Origin of the sequence: Streptomyces sp. NRRL WC-3626 (genome assembly GCF_000718785.1) — a bacterium.
In the GTDB taxonomy this organism is placed as follows: domain Bacteria; phylum Actinomycetota; class Actinomycetes; order Streptomycetales; family Streptomycetaceae; genus Streptomyces; species Streptomyces edwardsiae.
On the sequence record NZ_JOCA01000035.1, the window covers coordinates 1 to 21,241 of the forward strand.

The 21,241-nt window shown below is 69.9% G+C and carries 8 protein-coding genes; 6 read left to right on the plus strand and 2 right to left on the minus strand.

The annotated features are described in order from the left end of the window. The 4 genes from IF28_RS37210 to IF28_RS0134760 form a co-directional block, all read left to right on the plus strand. On the plus strand, positions 1 to 3,016 hold a 3,016-nt coding region (locus IF28_RS37210), incomplete at its 5' end, for a non-ribosomal peptide synthetase (RefSeq protein ID WP_051713982.1). Further along, entirely contained in the window at positions 3,016 to 11,727 is an 8,712-nt protein-coding gene (locus IF28_RS0134750; RefSeq protein ID WP_051713983.1) for a non-ribosomal peptide synthetase, read from the plus strand. The genes IF28_RS37210 and IF28_RS0134750, both read left to right, overlap by 1 nt. Positions 11,728 to 11,737: 10 nt before the next feature. Beyond that, on the plus strand, positions 11,738 to 12,331 hold the full coding sequence (locus IF28_RS0134755; RefSeq protein WP_063829365.1) for a TIGR00730 family Rossman fold protein: 594 nt from the start codon (positions 11,738 to 11,740) through the stop codon (positions 12,329 to 12,331). A 95-nt stretch (positions 12,332 to 12,426) separates the two neighbouring features. After that, a complete protein-coding gene (locus tag IF28_RS0134760) occupies positions 12,427 to 13,992 on the plus strand; it encodes an amino acid adenylation domain-containing protein (RefSeq protein WP_051713985.1) in 1,566 nt (521 codons plus the stop codon). Between the two features lie 52 nt (positions 13,993 to 14,044). Here the strand turns inward: IF28_RS0134760 and IF28_RS0134765 are convergent, their stop codons facing one another. Then, complete coding sequence (locus tag IF28_RS0134765) at positions 14,045 to 14,701, minus strand: DNA-binding response regulator (protein ID WP_030229196.1); 657 nt, start codon at positions 14,699 to 14,701, stop codon at positions 14,045 to 14,047. Beyond that, positions 14,698 to 16,998, minus strand: coding sequence for a sensor histidine kinase (locus tag IF28_RS0134770; RefSeq protein WP_234325408.1), 2,301 nt, complete (start codon positions 16,996 to 16,998; stop codon positions 14,698 to 14,700). The genes IF28_RS0134765 and IF28_RS0134770 overlap by 4 nt, the downstream gene beginning before the upstream one ends. 391 nt (positions 16,999 to 17,389) lie before the next feature. On the opposite strand from IF28_RS0134770, the gene IF28_RS0134775 reads away from it, so the two are divergent. Together IF28_RS0134775 and IF28_RS0134780 are read left to right on the plus strand one after the other, a co-directional pair. Further along, positions 17,390 to 18,358 (plus strand): helix-turn-helix domain-containing protein, encoded by a 969-nt coding sequence (locus tag IF28_RS0134775; protein ID WP_030229199.1) that lies wholly within the window; start codon positions 17,390 to 17,392, stop codon positions 18,356 to 18,358. 226 nt (positions 18,359 to 18,584) lie between these two features. Then, complete coding sequence (locus tag IF28_RS0134780) at positions 18,585 to 21,212, plus strand: AfsR/SARP family transcriptional regulator (protein ID WP_051713986.1); 2,628 nt, start codon at positions 18,585 to 18,587, stop codon at positions 21,210 to 21,212. The last annotated feature ends 29 nt before the right edge of the window (positions 21,213 to 21,241 follow it).

Consider the following 21,241-nt stretch of genomic DNA (forward strand, 5'->3'; position numbering starts at 1 on the left):
GCGGTTGCTGGCGGTGCGGGAGCATGAGCACAGCGCGTTGGTGGACGTTCAGCGGTGGGCGGGTGCGCCGGCGGGCACACCACTCTTCGACAGCATCGTGGTCGTGGAAACCCCCTACGACACGGACGCCCTCACCACGGGAGAGCTGACGCTCACGCCCGCTCGGGCCGGCGGCAGCCCTGCCACGGGTTATCCGCTGGTCCTGCAGGTGGACGCCGATCGCGAACTGTCCTTCCAACTGTTCTACGCACAGGAGTCGTTCGACGACGAGACGGCGGAGAGAATGCTCGCCCACGTGGTGCAGGTCCTCGGAGGGCTGGCCGAGGACCCCGGGGGACCGGTAGCGGGGATCAGTCTGCTGCCGGCGGCCGAGAGGCAGCTGGTCGTCCGGGACTGGAACGCCACCGACGCTGACTTCCCCCGTGACGCCTGCCTTCAGGAGCTGTTCGAACGCCAGGTGCGCCGTGCGCCCGAGTCGGTCGCGGTCGTGTGCGGTGAGGAGCGGCTCACCTACCGGGAGCTGAACGAACGGGCCAACCGCCTCGCACATCACCTGAGGAGTCTGGGCGTCGGCCCTGAGACCGTGGTCGGCGTCTGTGTGGAGCACGGCGTGGACATGCTCGTCGCGCTGTGGGGGATCGTGAAGTCCGGCGGCGCGTACGTGCCGATGGATCCCCGGCATCCCGCGGAACGCCAGGTTTTCGCGCTGTCCGACGCGGCCGCCGAGGTCGTGGTCACTCAGGACGCCCTGGCCGCGCGGTTCGCCGGCAGTGAGCCCGCGGTGGTCCGCATCGACGCGGACCGGCCTCTGATCGAACAGAGGCCGGCCGTGAACCCTCTCGTGCTGGGATCCGCCGACAACCTGGTGTACATCATGTACACCTCCGGCTCCACGGGCAGACCCAAAGGGGTCATGATCAGTCACCGCGGACTGATCAACTATCTCGCCTGGGCAACCGAGGGCTACGGTCTCGACGGCGCGTCCGGCGCTCCGATGCTGGGGTCCATCGCCTTCGACCTGTCAGTGCCGAACTTCTTCCTGCCCCTGACATACGGCAAGGACGTGACCCTGCTGCCTCAGGACGACCCGATCGCCGGTCTCTCGGAACTGCTCACACGTCCCGGTGACTTCAGCCTGCTGAAGATCACTCCCGCTCACCTGGATGTACTGCGCGGTGAACTGCCGCCCGGAGCGGTGGATTCGGTCCGTACCTTCGTCGTCGGCGCCGATGAGATGAGGCCGGAGACCGCCGCGGCGTGGCGCCGCATCGCGCCGGGGGCGCGGATCATCAACGAGTACGGCCCCACCGAGACCGTCGTCGGCTGTTCGATCCACACGGTGCCCGACGACGTCGCGTACACGAGCCTGGTCCCGATCGGGAAGCCGATCGCCAACACGCGTATGTACGTGCTCGACGACCGGCTGAACCCCGTTCCCATCGGTGTCGTCGGCGAGCTGTACATCGGCGGTGAGGGAGTGGCCCGGGGCTACCTGAACCGTCCCGCGCTGACCGCGGAGCGGTTCCTGCCGGACCCGTACAGCGATGCTCCGGGCACCCGCTTCTACCGCACCGGCGACCTGGCCAGGTTCCGGGCGGACGGGGAACTGGAGTTCCTCGGCCGGATCGACCACCAGGTCAAGATCCGGGGCTACCGGATCGAACTCGGCGAGATCGAGGCCGCGTTGCTTCAGCACGCCGCGGTGCGCGAGGCCGTGGTCGCGGCCCGCGAGGACCGGCCCGGTGACAAGCGGCTCGCCGCCTATGTGGTTCTCGAACCCGGCCGGTCGACGGGCGCACCGGATCTGCGGGACTTCTTGCGGCAGACCCTGCCCCCCTACATGCTGCCGGCCAGTTACACCGTCCTGGACGCCATCCCACTCAGCCAGGGCGGAAAGGTCGATCGAAGGCTGCTGCCCGCCCCCGGGCTCCACAGGACGGACTCGGCCGCGTCCGGGCACACGGCACCCACGACGCCCACGGAACACACGCTCGCGGGCATCTGGACAAGCGTGCTGCGGCTGGACCGGGTGGGCATCCACGAGAGCTTCTTCGAACTGGGCGGGGACTCGATCAGTGCCATCGCCGCCGTCGACAAGGTGCGTGCGGCCTTCGACGTCGCGGTCCCCCTCGTCGCGTTCTTCCAGAATCCGACGGTGGCCCGGATGTCCGCCGCCCTGCGTGACCTCATGACCCGCCGACGTGACGGGACTCCGGTCCGGCTGCGCCGTGGCGAGGGCGGCTCGCCGCTCTTCCTCTTCCCGGCGCAGGGCGGGTTCGCGACCTCCTATCTGGAACTGGCCGGGCTGCTCGGCACAGAGCAGTCGGTGTACGCCCTGCAGTCGGTCGGGGTCGACTCCGACGAGAGCCCGCTCACCAGTGTGGAGGAGATCGCCCGCGCGGGGCTGCGGTCGATCCGGGAGATCCGCCCCACCGGCCCGTATCGGCTCGCGGGCTGGTCCTTCGGCGGGCTGGTGGCCTTCGAAGCCGCGCGGCAGCTGGAGGCGGCCGGCGAGACCGTGGACCTGCTTGGCGTCATCGACACGCCGGTGTTCCGGCCGCGGACCCGGCGCAGCGGCTCCGCCGGCGGCCTCAGGGAACAGCTCATGGAAGTGGCGGCGGAGCTGAAGCTCTTCGAGCAGCGGCTCGAAGAGCGTACGGAAGAGGAACTCCTCGAGGAGATCCTGCGCCACGAGCGCTCCGGAAACCGCATGTCCCAGCTGGCGGACAGCGAATCGGTACGGCGGATGGTGCAGGTGTACACGGCCAATGGCGCGGCCACGAGCGCCTACCGGTACGACGGTGTCGTGGCGGCTGACATCCACCTGCTGCGCAGCGAGGAGCAGGGGAGCGGGCTCATGGACGAGGTCCGGCCACAGGAGTGGCAGGCGCTGACCACCGGTGCGGTGAAGGTCTACCCGGTACCGGGCCGCCACACCGAACTGCTGGAGGTCCCCCATGTGCGGCACGTGGCGGACGTCCTGTCCGGAATCCTGAAGAACGGAAGTGAAGGCTGATGGGCGACGGTCACCGCGGTTCGGGAAATGGGCTGGATCGCGTCGCGGCCGGGCAGCGGGAGATCGTCGGCGCCTTGAACGACACGGTCATGGACCTGCCGCTGCGTTCTTTGCCCGAGCTGATCCACCAGCAGGTCCTTGCCACACCCGAAGCGCCCGCCGTCTCCTGCGGAGACGAGTTGACGTACGCCCGGCTGTGGGAGCAGGCCGGGCTGGTCGCCGGACGGCTGCGCGCGGAGAGCGTCGGCCCGGGCGATCTGGTGGGTGTCGCCATGGAGCGCGGGACCGCGCTGGTGGTGGCACTGCTCGGTGTCCTGCGCTCCGGTGCCGGCTATGTGCCCCTCGACCCGGATCTGCCGCCCGCCCGGCTGGCGCGTACGGTCGGGCACGCGGGTCTGAGGACGGTGCTGACCGACGGAGAGCGCCCGGAATGGCTGCCGTCCGACGGGGTGGTGGTACTGCGTCTGGGCGAAGCGGAACCGACGGCCGGGCCCGGCCCCGCCACCTTCAGCGCGCCCGACCCCTCCTCGGTCGCCTATGTGATCTACACGTCCGGGTCGACGGGCCTGCCCAAGGGCGTCGCCGTCCCGCACTCCGCGCTCGCGAACTTCATGTGCTCGATGCGCGAAGCCCCGGGCCTGGACGCGTCGGACGTCCTGGTGGCCGTCACCACCGTCTCCTTCGACATCGCGGCACTGGAGCTCTTCCTCCCCCTGGTGGTGGGCGGACGTGTGGTCGTCGCGAGCAGAGCGCAGGCCACGGACCCCGCACTGCTGGCCGACCTGATCACTGAGGCCGGCGGAACCGTTCTGCAGGCCACACCGGCGACGTGGCAGTTGCTGAGGGAGGCCGACTGGCGTCCGCCCCAGGGCTTCACCGTGCTCTGTGGCGGAGACCGGCTTCCCCCGGACCTCGCCGGCTGGCTGACCTCCCTGGGGAGTGCCGCGTGGGACCTCTACGGACCGACCGAGACGACCATCTGGTCGGCCGCCGGACGACTCGGGGACCGCGGGCGAACCGTCGACTGGAGCCCGGTCGCCAACACAAGCGTGCACGTACTGGACGTCGACATGCTTCCCGTCCCCTTCGGGGAGCAGGGCGAGGTCTACATCGGCGGCGCGGGCCTCGCCCTCGGCTACATGGGACAACCGGCCCGCACCGCCGAGCGGTTCCTGCCCGATGGCCTCTCACCCGTACCAGGACAACGGCTCTACGCGACCGGTGACCTGGGCCGCCGCCGCGACGACGGGACCGTCGAGATCCTGGGACGGGCCGACCATCAGCTGAAGGTCCGCGGATTCCGCGTCGAGCCGGGAGAGATCGAAGCCGCGATCCTGGGCCATCCCCAGGTGCGGCAGGCCGTCGTCGTTCCCCGCCGGGAAGAGGGACGCGACCAGGGCCTCGTGGCCTATGTCGTTCCTGCCCCCGCGGACGACAGCGGCACGGTACCCGACGCGGCCGGTCGTCATGCGGCGGACGGTGAGCGGGGGGACGGTCCGCCGGTCGTCGGCGTCGATCCCGCCGGGCTGAGCGGCGCGGACCAGCTCAGGAGCGCCATCGACGCAGCCCTCGACCGGGTGGCGCCAGGGGGGCAGGTGATCATCGAGGGCGTGCGCGACCTGCGTCTGCTGACGGCCGAGGCCGTGGTGGCGGAGGTGTCCCGGCGCTCCCCCTACGACAGTTGCGCGTCGCTGGCCGGACAGGTGGACCAAATACTCACCCTGACCGACGAACTCGCCGTGGACCCCCGCTTCTTCGCCGAAGTCCAGCGGCTCTCGGACCGCGTGGCCAGGGTCGACATCCATCCGGACCCCGGGACGGAGACGGAGCGGGAGGGCCCGTTCCGCTACCGGGTGGTCATCCACAGGACGGCGGACGCGGTGGCCACCGCCGCGGATCGGCCGAGTCGTCGGACGCACCGCGACTTCGCCGGCACGACGATGTCCTCCCTCGAGGCCATGCTGCGCTCGGCTCCCGGTGACTTCGCTCTGCGGGGCGTCCCCGATGCCCGACGGGCCTTCGCCGTCGCCGTGGCGGAGCGACTGTCCCGTGCGGACCACGGTGAGGTCCTGGGCGGGTTGCTGGAGGCGGCCCGGGACTGCGACCGGGTACGCACGGCCCTGGACCGGCAGGCGGTGCAGGCTCTGGCCGAGCGCCTCGGTTTCCACGTGACGGAGGTCCTGTGCGGGGACGGAGGCCCGGACGAGTCGGATCTGCTCCTTCGGCGTGCCGGCACATCGGACCGGCCGGCCCCCGCTCGGGTGGAGCCTCGCGGAGCCCCGGCGCCCGCGCCGGCCCCGGACGAGCTGCGCGGGATGGTCAACGACCCGGCCCGAGCGCGACGGCTGCGGCGCCTCGACCGCGCGTTGCGGTCCTTCCTCACCGACCGGCTGCCCGCGTACATGGTGCCGGGCGAATTCGTCGTCGTGGAAGGGCTTCCGCTCAACGCCAATGGCAAGATCGACCGCACCCGCCTGCCCCTGCCCCTGTCCTCGGCGGGACGCAGGCCCTCGGCCCCACCGGTCTCAGAGGATCAACGACTGGTCGCGCGCCTGTGGGGCGAGGTGCTCGGCCACGACGACATCGGGCTCGACGACACGTTCCTGAACGTGGGCGGTGACTCGGTCCGCGCAGTCCGCGTCGCGTCTCTCGCCCGCCGGGCGGGCTTGGACATGCCGGTGGCCGACGTGCTGAGGCTGCCCCTGAAGCAGTTGGCCGAACTCGTGGCGCCGGGCCCGGACTCTCCCGGCGCGTCGTCCGCTGTCCGTGCCGCCGACGAGCCGGCGGAGGCCGGTGTTCCCGGCTCGCCGTATCCGCTGACGCCGATGCAGGCCGGCATGCTGTTCCACAGCCAGTACTCCGCGGGAACGGCCGACTACTTCCAGCAGACGGTCTACCGGATCCACGGGCCGGTCGACACCGACGCGCTGCGCACGGCATGGGAGACGGTGGCACGCCGGCACTCGGTGCTGCGGAACGTCGCCGAGTGGGAGGGACTCGCGGCTCCGCACCAGAGAACGCTGCCGGACGCCGTCCCTCCGGTCCGGGTGGTCGAACTCCCGGGCGTCGACGACCGGGAGGCGGCGCTGAACCGGTTCCTGGAGGAGGACCGGGCCACAGGGTTCGACATCGCGAGCGAGCCGCCCTTCCGGCTCACCCTGATGCGCTGGTCGCACGAACTGACCGAGATGATCCTCAGCTACCACCATCTCCTACTGGACGGATGGAGCCTGCCCATCCTGGTGAACGAGGTGGAACGGTTCTATGCGGCGCGCCCGGACGGCGAACCCCCTCTGCCGGCACCCGCCCCCTCCTACCGGCGGTACGTCGAGTGGCTGAGGGATCAGGACCACGAGGCAGCGCTCACGTACTGGCGCGAGCGCCTGTCCGGATTCACAGCCCCCACCCCTATCGCGCTGGGCCGCCCCGACTCCACGGCCGGGGAGACGACCGGCGAGGTGACCATCACCCTCCGCGGAGACCTGGTACGTCGGCTGGAACTCGTAGGACGCGCGAGCGGGCTGACCCTCGGCTCGGTCTTCCACGGCGCCTGGGCTCTCCTGCTGTCCCGCTACAGCGGGGAGGACGATGTCGTCTTCGGGTCGACCGTCGCCGTGCGCCCGGCGACCCTCCCCGGTGCCGATGAACTCGTCGGCCTGTGCATCAACACCGTCCCGGTGCGGTGCCGCACGGCGCCACAGGCGGCACTCGACGGATGGCTGCGCGACCTTCAGGAACGGATGGTCGAGGGGCGGAGCTACGACTACGCGGCGCTCGCGGACGTCCAGGCCGTCAGCGAGGTCCCCCGTGGCACCTCCCTGTTCGACAGCCTGGTGGTCGTCGACGGTTTCGCAGCCCCCTCCGGGACGCTTCCCTCCGACAGCGAACTGCGCATCGAGCCGGTGGGAACCGTCGAGTCCACCGGCTACCCACTGGTCGTCATGCTCGAGGCGGGGGACCGCCCGACCATTCGTCTGCGCTATCGGCGCAGCCGTTTCGATCACGCGGCGGTCTCGGCGCTCGCCGGTCACCTCCATACCGTCATGAGGGCGTACGCCGACAATCCTTCCCGGCAGCTGGCGGACATCTGTCTGTTGGCGCCGCACGAGTGGAGCGAAGTCGTCGTCGGCTGGAACCGGACGCGGGCCCCCTACCCCGCGGACATGACCTTGCCGGGGCTGTTCACCCGTCAGGCCGCGGCTACCCCGCACGCCGTGGCCCTGCGGTTCGGCGACGCCGCGTGGACGTACGAACAGCTCAACCAGCGGGCCAACCGCCTCGCCCACTGCCTGCGGGCGCGCGGAGCGGGGCTGGAGACCCTGGTCGGTGTCCTGACGACCAGGACGCCGGACATGGTGGTCGCCATGCTCGCCGTCATGAAGGCGGGCGCCGCATATGTCCCGCTGGCCTCCGACAACCCCCCCGAGCGACTGGCCCATGTGGTCCGGGACGCCGGACTGCCGTTGGTGATCGCCCACGCCGGTCTCGTGGGCGGACTGGACCTCGGTTCCGCCGAGCTCTGTGTGCTGGACACCATGGAGGAGGAACTGGACCTCTCGCCCTCCGGTGACCCGGCCGAGCTGGCCTCGCCCGACAGCCTCGCCTACGTGATGTACACATCGGGGTCGTCCGGCCGGCCCAAGGGGGTGATGTGCCACCACCGGGGTCTCGTGAACTACATCCACTGGTGCTCGCGCCACTACGCGGACCTGTCCGACGGCGGAGCACCGGTGTTCTCCTCGTTCGGCTTCGACATGATCGTGCCGAATCTGTATGTGCCGCTGATCCTCGGCCATCCGGTCCATCTGATTCCGGAGACCAGGGACCCTGAACGGCTGGCCGACCTGCTCCTGGCCCAGTCGCCCTTCGGCTTCGTCAAGTTGACCCCCGGCCATCTCGAACTCCTGTCCCAGCGAGTGTCCCCGGAACAGGCCCGCGGCCTGGCCGCCGTACTCGCCGTCGGCGCCGACGGCTTCCCGGCCAGCGTTCTCGAAAGCTGGCGCGCGCTCGACCCGGACACGCGAGTGATCAACGAGTACGGACCGACGGAGGCATCCGTCGCGAACTCCGTCCACGTGGTGAGCGGATCACCGGCCGGCGATCTCGTTCCCATCGGCAGGCCCATCTCGAACACGACGCTCTATGTGCTCGACGAGGGCATGAACCCGCTTCCGGTCGGAGTTCCGGGAGAGATCTACATCGGAGGCGTGTGCTGCGCTCGCGGCTACCGGAATCACCCCGGCCGGACCGCTCAGCAGTTCGTTCCCGACCCCTTCTCGGACCAGCCGGGCGGGCGGCTCTACCGAACCGGTGACGTCGGCTACTGGCACCCCGACGGCAACCTTCAGTTCGTGGGACGGCGTGACCACCAGGTCAAGATCCGCGGCTACCGCATTGAGACCGGGGAGGTCGAGGCTGCCCTGGCCGCGCATCCCCGAGTACGCCACGCCGTGGTCTCGGCGCCCCCCGGCGCCAGTGGCCGGCGGCGGCTGGTCGCGCACGCGGTGGCCGACCCCGGCGCACAGGTCGGTCGCCAGGAACTGCGCGACTGGCTCACCGAGCGGCTGCCCCCGTACATGCTTCCGTCGGTGATCGTGCTGCTGGACGCCATGCCTCTCGACTCCAATGGCAAGGTCGACCGCAAAGCGCTCGCGGTGCTGAGCGCGGCCGATACGCGCGAGGACGCGCCGGCCCGAGGGCCCGCCGGCCCTCTGGAAGAGCGGATCGCCGCCATCTGGCAGCGGGTCCTCGGCGTCGATGAACTGGGAGCGCACGACAACTTCTTCGCACTGGGAGGGGACTCCATCCTCACGATGCAGATCGCGGCCGAAGCCCGGCGCGCGGGGCTGAGGATCACTCCGAAAGACATCTTCCTGTACCCCACCGTCGTGAGTCTGGCTCCACACGTGACCCCGGACAGTCCGTCCGAGGCGGCCGCAGCCACTGAAATCGTCGATGCCACAGGTCCGTTGCGTCTCACCCCCGTCCAGCAATGGTTCCTGGACCAGGACTTGACCGACGCCCACCACTACAACCAGTCCGTGCAGCTGGAGTTGGACTCCCCGGACCCGGTGGCCCTGGAGTCCGCGCTGCGGGCCGTGATCGACCGGCACGACGCGCTGAGGCTCCGTTTCACGCGATCGCCGGATGGCTGGCATCAGACGGTCGTACCGAGTGAGGACAGTTTCCGACTCCGGGTGGTGACAGCCACGGACCGGGACGGGCGGCAGGGGCCGCTCGACGACGAGGCCGATCAGCTGCAGGCCTCCCTCGATGTGGCCCGGGGGCCGCTCGTGGCGGCGGCTCTCTTCGGTCTCGGCGACGACCGTCCCTCCCGCTTGCTGATCACCGTGCACCACTTGGCCGTGGACACGCTTTCCTGGCGCTCGATCCTCGTCGACCTGGCCGAGTCCTACGAGGCGGCACTGAGGGGCGAGCCGTGGTCCCCCCCGGCGCCGCCGACGACCTTCAGCCACTGGACGCGCTCACTCGGCCGGTACGCGGACGAGGTCGCCCCGGCCCTCGACCAGGCCTACTGGATCGGGATGCTCACGGACATCCCGCGGCTTCCCCGTGACTTCCCGGGCGGCCGGCACACTGTGCGGCGGACGGGCACGGTGACGGCACGCCTCTCCTCCGAGGACACCGCCGCGCTCACCGGGATTCCGGCGTCCGGCCGGATGCGGGTGGACGAAGTACTGCTGACCGCGCTCGCCATGACGCTGCAGGAATGGGTCGGTGAGGCCGTACCGGTCGATGTCGAGCGCCACGGACGGGAGCACCCCGTCACGGGTGTCGACGTCGGAGAGACCGTCGGCTGGTTCACGTGTGTTCACCCGGTGCGGCTGCCCGTCCCGCTGACGGGGGAGACGGGGCGCGACACGGCTGCGGCGGTCACGACGGTCCGGCAGCTGTTGCGCTCGGTACCCGGTGACGGTTTCGCCTACGGAATCCTCCGCCATCTGACCACAGGGCCCCGATACCAGAAGCTTCGCGAACTTCCCGATTCCCCGATTCTGTTCAACTACCAGGGACAGATGGACCGTTCGCACGTGAGCCGGGGCCCACTGCGCGTCCTGCCGGGGACCCTGGGTGCGGAGAGAAGTCCCGATCAGCGGCGCAGCCATGACATCGAGATCGAAGCGGCGGTCAAGGACGGCGTACTCGAGACCGAGTGGATCTTCTCCGGCGACCGGTTCCGCACCGGGACCATCCGAGAGGTGGCCGAGACATTCACCCGCCGCCTCAGCGAGGTCATCCGTCACTGCGACGGGAACCGGAACATCTTCACCCCCTCGGATTTCCGGCCGGCCGGCATGAGCCAGCGGACGCTGGACGCCCTCGTCGCCGCTCATCCGGGCATCGAGGACGTGTTCCCCCTGACTCCGGTCCAGCAAGGGATGCTCTACCATTCCCTCCTGCATCCCGACAGTGCGCACTATCAGGACCAGCAGGAACTGCGTCTCACCGGGCGCATAGACGTCGACGCCTTCCGCGGTGCGTGGGGCGACGTCAGCGCCAGGCATCCCCTGCTGCGTGGCGCGGTCGTCTGGCGCGGGGTGCCTCAGCCCGTCCATGTCGTGCGGACCGGGAACGACATATCCACGCGGGTCTTCGACTGGCGCGGTGAGGCGCCCGAGGACATGGGCCACAACCTGCGGACCCTGGCCTCCGCTGAACGGGCCGAGCCGTTCGCGGCCGACGGCACAGCCCCGATCCGGCTGGCACTGGTCCGTGTCTCGTCGGACCAGCTGATCGCGTTCATGACATATCACCACCTCCTGCTCGACGGCTGGAGCGTGGCGCTGATGCTGCGTGAACTGATGGAGTGCTACAGGGCGCGGCTCGCCGGTGAGGTGGCCGCCCTGCCCCCGGCCACGTCGTACCGCAGACACGTGGAGTGGCTGGCCTCCCGTCCACCCAAGGATGCGGAGCGCTACTGGCGCGGAGTCTTCGACGGTGCGGTCCGCCGTCCCATGCCGTCCGTGGCTCAGGACGACCCGGGCGGCACCGGCACGGGCTCGGTGGAGGCCACACTGGGCTCCACGGCCACGGAGGCGTTGCGCCACCTCGCCTCGCGCTGCGAAGTGACCCTGGGATCCGTAGCGTTGGCCGCCTGGGGCATCGCCCTCAACCACCTGACGGGACGCCAGGACATCACGGTCGGATCGACGTTCGCCGTGCGGTCGCCGGAGATCGACGGGGTGGAGACGATCGTCGGACCGATGATCAACACTCTGCCCCTCCGGCTGGCGATCAGGACGGAGGGCACCGTGACGGAACTCCTCAAGGATGTGCAGGCACGCCATCTCGACATCAGGGAATACGGTCACAGCGCGCTCACGGACGTCAATGCCTGGAGCGGTGCACCGCCACGGACAGCCCTGTTCGACAGCATCGTCGTCGTCGAGGGGTACTCGGACCAGCTGGACGACGGATCGGGTACGACGCTCTCCATCGGAGAGATCACCGAGAGTACCGGTTACCCCCTGACCCTCTGTTTCAAGGATGCCGAACGCCTTCGGCTCCGGCTCCTGTTCGATCGACGCACCCACTCTCCGTCTGCCGCGTCGGCCGTGATGGCCGCGGTGGAAGGAGTTCTCACGGATCTGGCGGCGTCCCCCGGGGGACACCGGCGGGTCCGTGACGTACTCGGGGCCGAGCGCCCGCCGATGGCCGTGCGGGCCACCCTTTCCCCCTCGCGGAGCTGAGAGTCGACTCATGTCAGCGAGCTCGTTCGACACAAGTGAGGCGCGAGCCTCGAAGCGACTGGCCATCTGCGTGTTCTGCGGTGTCGAAGCCGGGCAGGACGCCGGGACACAGCGGCTTGCCGGTGAACTCGGCGCGCACATCGCGGGCCGGGGCCACCTGCTGGTGTACGGCGCCGGCGGCAGTGGTCTCATGGGTGCCGTGGCCAGGGGCGCATCGCGGAGCGGCGGCCCGATCATGGGAGTCCTGCCGGCCTCCCTCCACGAACGTGAGCATGCCGCGGGGGCTCCCGTCCAGACACTGATGCTGACGCGGGACCACACCGACCGCAAGCTGCGGATGATGGCCAGCGCCGATGCCTTCATCGCCCTGCCCGGTGGATACGGCACGCTGGACGGCATTCTCGAGGTGGCGACGCGGGCGCAGCTCGGACTGCATCGCAAACCCCTGGTGCTGCTCGACTCCGGTGGATTCTGGGAGCAGTTCCGAGACCTCATCAGCGCAATCCACCACAGGGGATTCGTGGTGGCCGACACGCCCCCGTTCGAACTCGCGTACACGGTGCAGGAAGCCATGCGCATGGTTGAGGACAAGGTGACGACATGACGAGGCGTTCCGCCCCGGCCACCGCGGCCCACACAGAGCCGGGACACGGCACAGCCGACAGGCGTACGCCTGATGACCCTGCAGCGGAAGGCCGGGTGCCGGCCGCGTGGAACGACACGGTCCATCCACTTCCCGAGCTGAGTCTTTCGCTGCTCTTCGAGGAGCAGGCCACCAGGACGCCGACAGCACCGGCTGTCGTGTACGAGGGCGTCACCCTCACGTACGCCGAACTCAACACACGGGCGAACCGTCTCGCCCGCTTCCTGGTCGAGCACGGAGCGGGGCCGGAGACAGCGGTCGCCGTGGCGCTGCCACGGTCGGTGCTCCTGGTGGAGTCCGTCCTCGCGATCCTCAAAGCGGGCGCGGTCTACTTCCCCCTCGGACCGGAGAACCCCCCGCCGCGCACGGAACTCATGCTGACCAGCGTCCGGCCGGCGATGGTCCTGACACTGCGCCGGGCCGCAGACAGACTCACGCGGGGCGGGACGACCCCGTTGGTGCTGCTCGACGACCCCGACACCGTGCGGACGGTGGCGGCCCAGCCCGGATGGGCACTGACCGACAGGGACCGAGGAGGCCCCCTCACCTCGCTGGGGGCGGCGACGCTGATCTTCACCTCCGGCTCGACGGGTGCTCCCAAGGCAGTGGTGAACTCCCATGCGGGACTCGCCAACCGGCTGTTGTGGATGCAGTCCGTGTTCGCCCTCACCGGGCAGGACCGGGTCCTGCACAAGACGCCGATCGGATTCGATGTCTCCGTCTGGGAACTGCTCTGGCCCCTGTCGGTCGGGGCGACGCTCGTGGTCGCCGTACCCGGGGGACACAAGGACCCCCGCTATCTGGCGCGTCTGATGCGGGACGAGCGCATCACGACCGTGCATTTCGTGCCGTCGATGCTCGGCCTCTTCCTGGAGGAGCCCACGTCGGCTGCGGCCCGAGGACTGCGGCGTGTCGTATGCAGCGGGGAGGCCTTGAGCCCCGCACTGCAGAGGAGATTCCAGGCGCGGCTGAACGTGCCCCTGTTCAATCTCTACGGACCCACCGAAGCGGCCATCGACGTGACCTGGTGGAACTGCGCGGAACAGCGGAATCCGAGGGTGGTGCCCATCGGACGTCCCATCTGGAACACCCGGATGTACGTACTCGACGCGGAGCTGAACCCGGTTCCGATCGGCGAGCCGGGGGAACTGTTCATCTCCGGCACCGGACTGGCACGGGGATACGCGGGCTGCCCCGCTCTCACCGCCGAGCGGTTCCTCCCCGACCCGCACGGTCTCCCCGGCACACGGATGTACCGCACCGGCGACCTTGCACGCTATCGGCAGGACGGGGCGTTGGAGTACCTGGGCCGCATCGACGACCAGGTGAAGATCCGTGGCTTTCGCATCGAACTGGGCGAGGTCGAGGTCGCTCTCGGTCTTTGCGCAGGGGTACGCGGCTGTGCGGTCGCGGCCGTGGAGCGAGCGGGCCGGGACAAGGAGCTCGTAGCCTGCGTCGTGGCGGAGACCGGAACCACACCGGAGCCGGCCGCGCTCCACGCCGAGCTGGCCCGGACGCTGCCGGCCCACATGATTCCCGCCTCGTTCGTCTTCGTGCCGCGGCTGCCGGTCAACCGCAACGGCAAGCTGGACCGGGCCGCCCTCCCCGCGCTGGTCGGCTGACCACCACTGAGACGGCCGGGTGGGTCCCCCCGCGAGTCCGACGGCCTCTTCCTCAGAGGTCTTCCACATCGACCAGGCCGTCCTGGATGGCGCGTGCCACCAGGCTTGCCTTGGTCCGCGCGGGGCGGCCGACGTTCGCGTACTTGATCCGCACCCGGTCCAGATATGAGTTGACCGTCCGAACCGAGATGTTGAGCCGCTGCGCGACCAACTCCTTCGATTCGGACTGGAACCACTCGATCAGAACGTTCTCTTCGCGCGAGGAGAGCCGGGGGCGGTCCGCGCGGGCGTTCGTACCCAGCGCTCCGGCGAGTGCCGGCGGCATGTAGGGACGCTCGTCGGCTGCTGCCAGTGTCGCCTCTACCAGGTGGTCCCGGCCCTCGTTCTTGGTCAGGAACGTCGCGGCTCCCAGATCCAGGCAGTTGACCGCCGTCGCCTCGTCGTCACGCATCGAATACACGACGACCTGCCGTCCTTCGTCGACGAGGCGGCGAAGGCCGCCGAAGGCGGGCCCGCCCTCCTTGAGCTGCAGATCCAGGATGACGACATCGGCCGTACTGCCGGGCGCGGTCCAGGCATCCCGGACCGAGTTGCCGGTCGCGACCACGTTGATCGGCCGCCGCGACGCGGCGCACCATGCCTCCACCCCCGAAAGGATGGCGGGGTGGTCGTCTATGGCGATCACGCTCACCGGGGAGTTGCTCGTCATGTCAGGTCGACTCCGGAGGTGATCGGCGCTTCCCACATCGTTTCCACCCACACACTCCCTCGGTGTGCACCTTTCGCCAGAGCCACCTTCGAGGCCGAGGCGCGGTGGTGCGCCCGAACCAGGTCTCCCGTCCGGCGGCCGTCGGCGAAGTCCTGGCCGACGACACTCACTCGTACCGCCCGAGGAGTCCATACGACGGTCACCCGCGCCGTCGTGCGGGTATGGCCGAGAACCACGGCCACCGGGTCGATCAAATCCCTGCGCACTTCCACAGGCACCTCCTTCCGCCGGCCCCTTATGGCCAGGCTCACCGTCACTCCCTGGTGCTCGGCCACCTCGACGCACGCCCGCAACTCGTTCAGCAACGGGTCGGCGACGGCGTCGCTCTCCGCGAACAACCGGCGCATCCGGGCGGCTTCCACGCCGCACCGCAGCCTGACGTCGTCGTCATGCGGGCTCAGCACACCGTGGCCAAGGCCTGCCAGCAGCGGCACCGTCGTGGCCGTCAGGGCGCGGTAGCGCTCTTTGTGATCACGCTGCATGCCTTCATGGATACGTTCCCGGGTACGCAGTTCTTCCTCCCGTGCGGCCGCGCTCCCCGCTGCCGGCGCCCCGTCATGGAGCAGATGCATCAGCAGCACACCGACGGAGAACTGGAAGCCGCAGGTGGATACGGTCGAGAGACCCATGCCGGTCGACTCGGCGACGGTCGGTGAGCCCAGTACAAACATGGCCAACGTGTTGAGCCCGACATGCGCCCCGAGGAACACCGCGAGGACCCTGACCCGAAGGTCCGCCAGCAAGAACAACGCGTGCCAGCCGATGAGTCCGAACACCCAGTCCTCGGGGCCTGCCAGGCGTTCCGGCGGGAGCGTGAACGCGCCTGTGGCCGAGACCGCCAGCACCGCGCCCACGCTCCATCCGCGCACCCTCGGCGGGATCCGCCTGCCACGCAGCAGATACGCGCCCCCGGTCGCGGCGACGGCGGCGAGACAGATGAAGGCCGATGTCTGTGCCCACGCCGGACCGTACACGTCCTGGTGGGCCGTGAGTTGGCCCAGGGAGACGGTGAACTGCGCCACCAGACTGATCAGCAGTGCCGCCAGTCGGGCCCCTTGAAGCAGCTGGCCGCGGATGAAGCGAACGACAGCTGCGCGCTGTGCCCGTGCGCCGGGCGGACCGGGCAGGCCCGCGGCCCGCGTTCCGTCTGTCGGCGGTGACGCCGGAGGCCGCTCCTGCCAGCGCCACTGAACGCGGGTCCCGGCGCCGGGTCGGGAGGCAACGGACGCGGAGCCTCCGACCGCCTTCATCCTGCCGACGATCGAAGCGGAGATCCCCCTGCGCCGAGCGGGCACGGATTCCGGAGCGAAGCCCCGTCCCGCGTCGGACAGTTCGACGACGACGGCCCCGTCCTCCGTCCACGCCCTCAGCTCCGCTTCGCGTACCCCGGCATGGCGTGCCACATTGGCGACGGCCTCCCGGACCCCGTTGAAGATCGCGAGCCCGGGGCCCGACGGAATCGCCAGCGGGCCGGTGACGAGCAACTTGACCTGGACCCTGGCCTGTCCCACGCCCTCGGGCACACAGCCGAGAAGCACCGAGAGATCAATGCTCTCCGTCCCGAATCCGGGCATGGCGGACAAAGCGTCCAGATCTCGTGCGGCGCGCAGAGGCAGCCATGACCAGTCCTGGTCGTCGCCCTGGGAGACCATCAGCAGCGTCGCGCACGCCGTATCGTGCAGGGTCGCCAGGTGTTCGCGCTCGGTCGCCCGCCGCGCGGCGGCGACCTCGGCCTCCCGGCGCAACGCCGCCCTGGTGGCGGCCGACCGATCGGCCGCCCTGGCCCGCGCCCGGACGATGACATGGGCGCCCCTCGACAGACCCACCTCCACCAGCATGCGTGCCAGGTGCACCGCATCGGCGCCGTGCGCGGGTGATGAGAACATATCGCCCAGCGCGCAGACGACGGCCCCCAACGCGGCCAGGGTGAACCCGACCACCGGACGCGTCGCCCATTCGTGCTGGAAGGTGATGACGCTGATGCCGACGATCGCCTCCACCATCGCATCCGCGACATCGCCGCCGAGCACCGGCTGGGACAGCCCCGTGAGCACCACCACGGCAGCGTCCGACACCAACAGCAGAGTGGGAGGGAGCGGACGGTGCAATGAGCGCAGGCGCACGCAACAGGCGAGGAGAGCCGGCAGGAGCAGAGTCAGCACCAGGGGAACTTTCGCCGGGTCCGCCGAGACGACCCCCAGCGCACCGCAGAGGCAGAAGATGGTGGACCGGAGCATCACTCCGTACCGCTCGAGGGTGAGGGTCACCAGGCGCTCGCTCGACCTGGGTCCCTCCGCACGCTCAACGGGTCCGCCCGGGTCCACCCCGTCCCCCCAATGCCACAAAAGGGTGCTACACCCTCGTCTCTCAGCTCGTCCACGGACCCTAGGACCTTCGTGGGGTCAGGACTGTGTCGTCCGTGCACGGGACTTTGTCCGTGGTGCACGGCCCCAAGTCCCGGTCGCGCCGGGCACGTTGCGGCGCGGAACGGCGAGGTCGTTGCGCGGCGAGAGGGAATCCCGCCAGACTGGAGACGAGAACCGGCCGGGGCGAGAGGGGCGTTGTGGGAATACGGGCCGAGGCGCCGACGGACCGTCACCATGGCCGAGGCGGACGGAGGCCGGTCTCATGAGTCCGGTTCTGGACACCTCGTCCATACCGCCGCAGGATCGGGAGGAAGTGGTCCGGAACGCGGTGTGGGAATCCATGGTCGCGGTCGACATCGACCACGGCCCACCGGCGGAGGACATCTCCGTCCGCATCGGGCTCAACGGTGTCGGGCCCCTCAGGGTCTGTTCGGCGCGGGCGACCGCGGTCACCCTCCGTCGGACCGAACGGCTTGCCCGGGAGGACGAGGAACCGGCCGTCACTCTGGGTGTTCAGATGGCGGGCAGCAGCATGGTGGTGCAGAACGGCCGCCAGTGCCTGCTGAGTGCGGGAGACTGCGCCGTCTTCGAGTCGATCACCCCCTACACACTGCTCTTCGACGAAGGAGTCGACCACCGCTTCATCCGTTTCCCCCGGGCCGCACTCGCGCTCCCCGACCGGTTGTTACGAGACGTCACCGCGGTGCCCCTGGGACCCGGCAACCCCGTTGCGCGCCTCGCCTTCACCTACTTCTCCCAACTGGCCGTCGCCGACGAGTTGCACCAGGGCCCGCACGGCGAAGCCGCCGTGCAGCCCAGCGTCGAGCTCCTGCGTGCGGTCCTGACGACCCAGCACGGCAACTCCGTCCTGGCCAGGGCGCCTTTGAAGGCGACGCTCACCCTGCGCATCACGCAGTACATCCAGGAGCACCTGGCTGATCCGGCTCTGTCGGCGGCCCGGATAGCGGCCGCGCACGACATCTCCGTACGGCAGCTCTACGTTGTGCTCTCGCGCTCGGGAATCAGCCTCGGCGACTGGATCCGTGCCCGCCGCCTGGCGGAATGCAAACGGGAGCTGGCCGGCCCGAACGGCCGGCTGCGGACCGTCGCGGCGATCGGGCGGAGCTGGGGCTTCGTGGACGCGACCCACTTCGGCAAGGTCTTCAAACAGGCCTACGGAATCTCACCGCGGGCCTGGCGCGAACAGAACCACCCTCGCACCTGGGCGTGATGGTCTCCGCACGGTCACGTTCCGCGTCTCTCCGCCCTCGGATGCGCCGCCGGTCCCGCCGCGCACGACTTCCGTCGCGTGGGCCCGCTGTTCCGTGTGGGGCGAACGACCGGCACACCCGGCGCCGCCGCCGGGCTACTGTGCGCGTCGTACCACGACGCGGCCTTGTGGGCCGCGGACACTGCCGGGCCGTGGTCACCAGACAGGGACACACCAACGGAGCGTCATGAACCTGCGGGGGCAAAGCACGGACCACAAGGCGTACTTCGCGCTTCTCGGCCGATTCGAGGTCACACGGGGAAGCGTGGTCGCGGAACTCAAGGCGCGAAGATCGAGACTTCTGCTGGCGGCACTGGTGTGCAGGGCCGGGGAGACGATGAGCATCGAGGACATCATCGACGTGGTGTGGGGCGAGGATCCCCCGGCGACTGTCCGCAGCCAGGTCCAGATATGTGTCTCCGCGGCCCGTCGCGCCCTGGCCGGTGTCGGAATGGGCGACACTCTCAGAACACACCCCTTCGGCTACTCGCTGATGCTCGAACCGGGACAGCGGGACATCGACGACTTCGCCCGCCTCGTCTCCGAGGCACGGGCGGCGTCGGACGCCGGTCGATGCGACGCGGCGGTCCGCGGCTACCGCGGCGCTCTGGATCTCTGGCGAGGACCGGCCCTGGTCGGCCTCGACAGCGATGTGCTGCACAGGAAGGCCGTGGCGCTGAACGAGGAGCGCCTCACCGTCCTGGAGGAGTGCATCGACGTGGAGCTGCTGCGGGGCAGGGAACGGAAGCTGCTTCCCGAGTTGGTGAACCATGTCTCCGAGAACCCCTTGCGCGAGAAGCTACGAGGGCAACTCATGCTTGCGCTGCACCGCGCCGGACGACGTACCGACGCCCTTCGGGTGTACCGCGAGGGCCGTGACCGAATGGTCAACGACCTGGGCCTGGAACCCTCCGACGAACTCCGCCGCCTCGAAAGCGGGATCCTCAACGACGCGCCGGAACTCGCCGCCGCGTACACGCAGTCGGCCGGTGTGTCCGTGCCGAGACAACTGCCCCCGCTGACGGACCATTTCGTCGGCAGGGATGACCTCACTCGATCGGTCGGTGCCCTGCTGGACCGCCCATCGGCGACGGGCCGTACCGGCACCCGCGCGGTCAACGTGTACGGCCGGGGCGGGGTGGGCAAGACGTCGCTCGCGCTCCGCATCGCCTACCGGCTTGCGCACGAGCGCTTCGCCGACGGTCAGCTCTACTACGACCTGCACGGCAGCGGGCCGGCCGCCGTCCCGCCGGCTCGGGTCCTGGACCACTTCCTGCGCACCCTGGGGGTGCCGCCCTCGGACATCCCGAAGGGTCTGGACGAACGGGCCTCCATGTTCCGTAGCCATGTCGCCGGGCGCGACATGCTGCTGGTTCTCGACGACGCCGCCGACGAGGCTCAGATACAGCCCTTGCTGCCGGGTGGACGGGACTGCGCCGTGCTGGTGACCAGCCGCACGTCGCAGACGGGCATTCCCGCGTTGCACAACGTCCGGCTCGACGTGCTGTCCCCTCCGGAGGCACTCGAACTGATCGGGAGGAGCGTCGGCGAGAAACGCCTCCGGGCGGAGCCCTCCGCGGTCGCCGAGGTGGTGCGACATCTCGACGGCCTGCCGCTGGCGCTCAGCATCGCCGGAGCCCGGCTCGCCGCCGCGCCCCACCGGCCGGTCTCGTCCATGGCACACCGGTTTCGGGACGAGGGGCGGCGACTCGACGAACTCACGCGGGGTGACCAGGCCGTGCGCACGACCATCGCCTCCACATATGACGGACTGCGCCCCGAACTCCAAGGCCTCCTGAGCCGACTGAGCCTTCTCGGCGTGGAGACGGTCCCCGGTTGGATGGCCGCGGTGGTGACCGGTCGGGGCACGGAGGAGGCGCACGACCTGCTGGACGAGGCCGCCGCGGCCCAACTGCTCGCACCCGTCGAAGCGGAGCCCGACGACACCCCCCGCTATCGCATCCCCGGTCTGATCCGCATCTTCCTGCGGGAAGCCGCCGGCCGCCTCGCCGTCGCGGAGCGACAGGAGGTCGTTCGCCGGATCGTCGGTGCCTGGCTCGCGCTGCTCGATCGCGCGCACAGCCGACTCCACGGCGGCGAATTCACCCGTGTACGGGGGAATTCGCCCAGGCGGGAGCCTCCTGAGGACGTCGTCCGCGATGTGCTGACGGATCCGCTGCGCTGGATGGACGCGGAGCGCCCGGGACTGCTCGCCGCGGTCGACGCGGCCAAGGAGTACGGACTCGACGAGGCCTGCTGGGACTTGGCGGTGGCTCTGGTGACCCTCTTCGAGGTGCGTCCTCACCACGACGACTGGAGAAGGAGCCACGAGACGGCCCTGGAGATGGTGCTGGAAAGCGGGAACGTACGGGGGGAGGCGGCGACGCGCTGCTCGCCGGGGTCCCTCCACCCCTCGCAGCGGCACACCGAGCGGGCGCTGCCGTTCCTGGAGAAGTCGCCGGCCCTCTTCGAAGAACGGCGACTGGGGGCAGGGCGACCGGAGGTCGCGCCGGCACATTTCCGCGAGGCGCCGTCCATCGTTGGGACGCAGGCCGACGACGTCGGTGATGGACATGTTCAGCGAGGCCTGGGCTCCGCACATCTCATGCAGGGCGACCCTGCGGAGGCGGCCCGCTGTCTCCAGCGGGCGCTGTCGATCGCGGACGCCACGGGAAGTCCCGTCGAGGCGGCGGGACGCGGCGGGAGCCAGGTGCCGTCAGCTGCTGGAGCGACTGCCCTGAACAACTCACCCGGGGACGGGAGCCGGCCCGTGGCCGGGAGAGAGACGTGCGGGGAGCCGATCTCGTTGCGATAGGCCAGGAATAGTGCTCCGACGAGGATGTC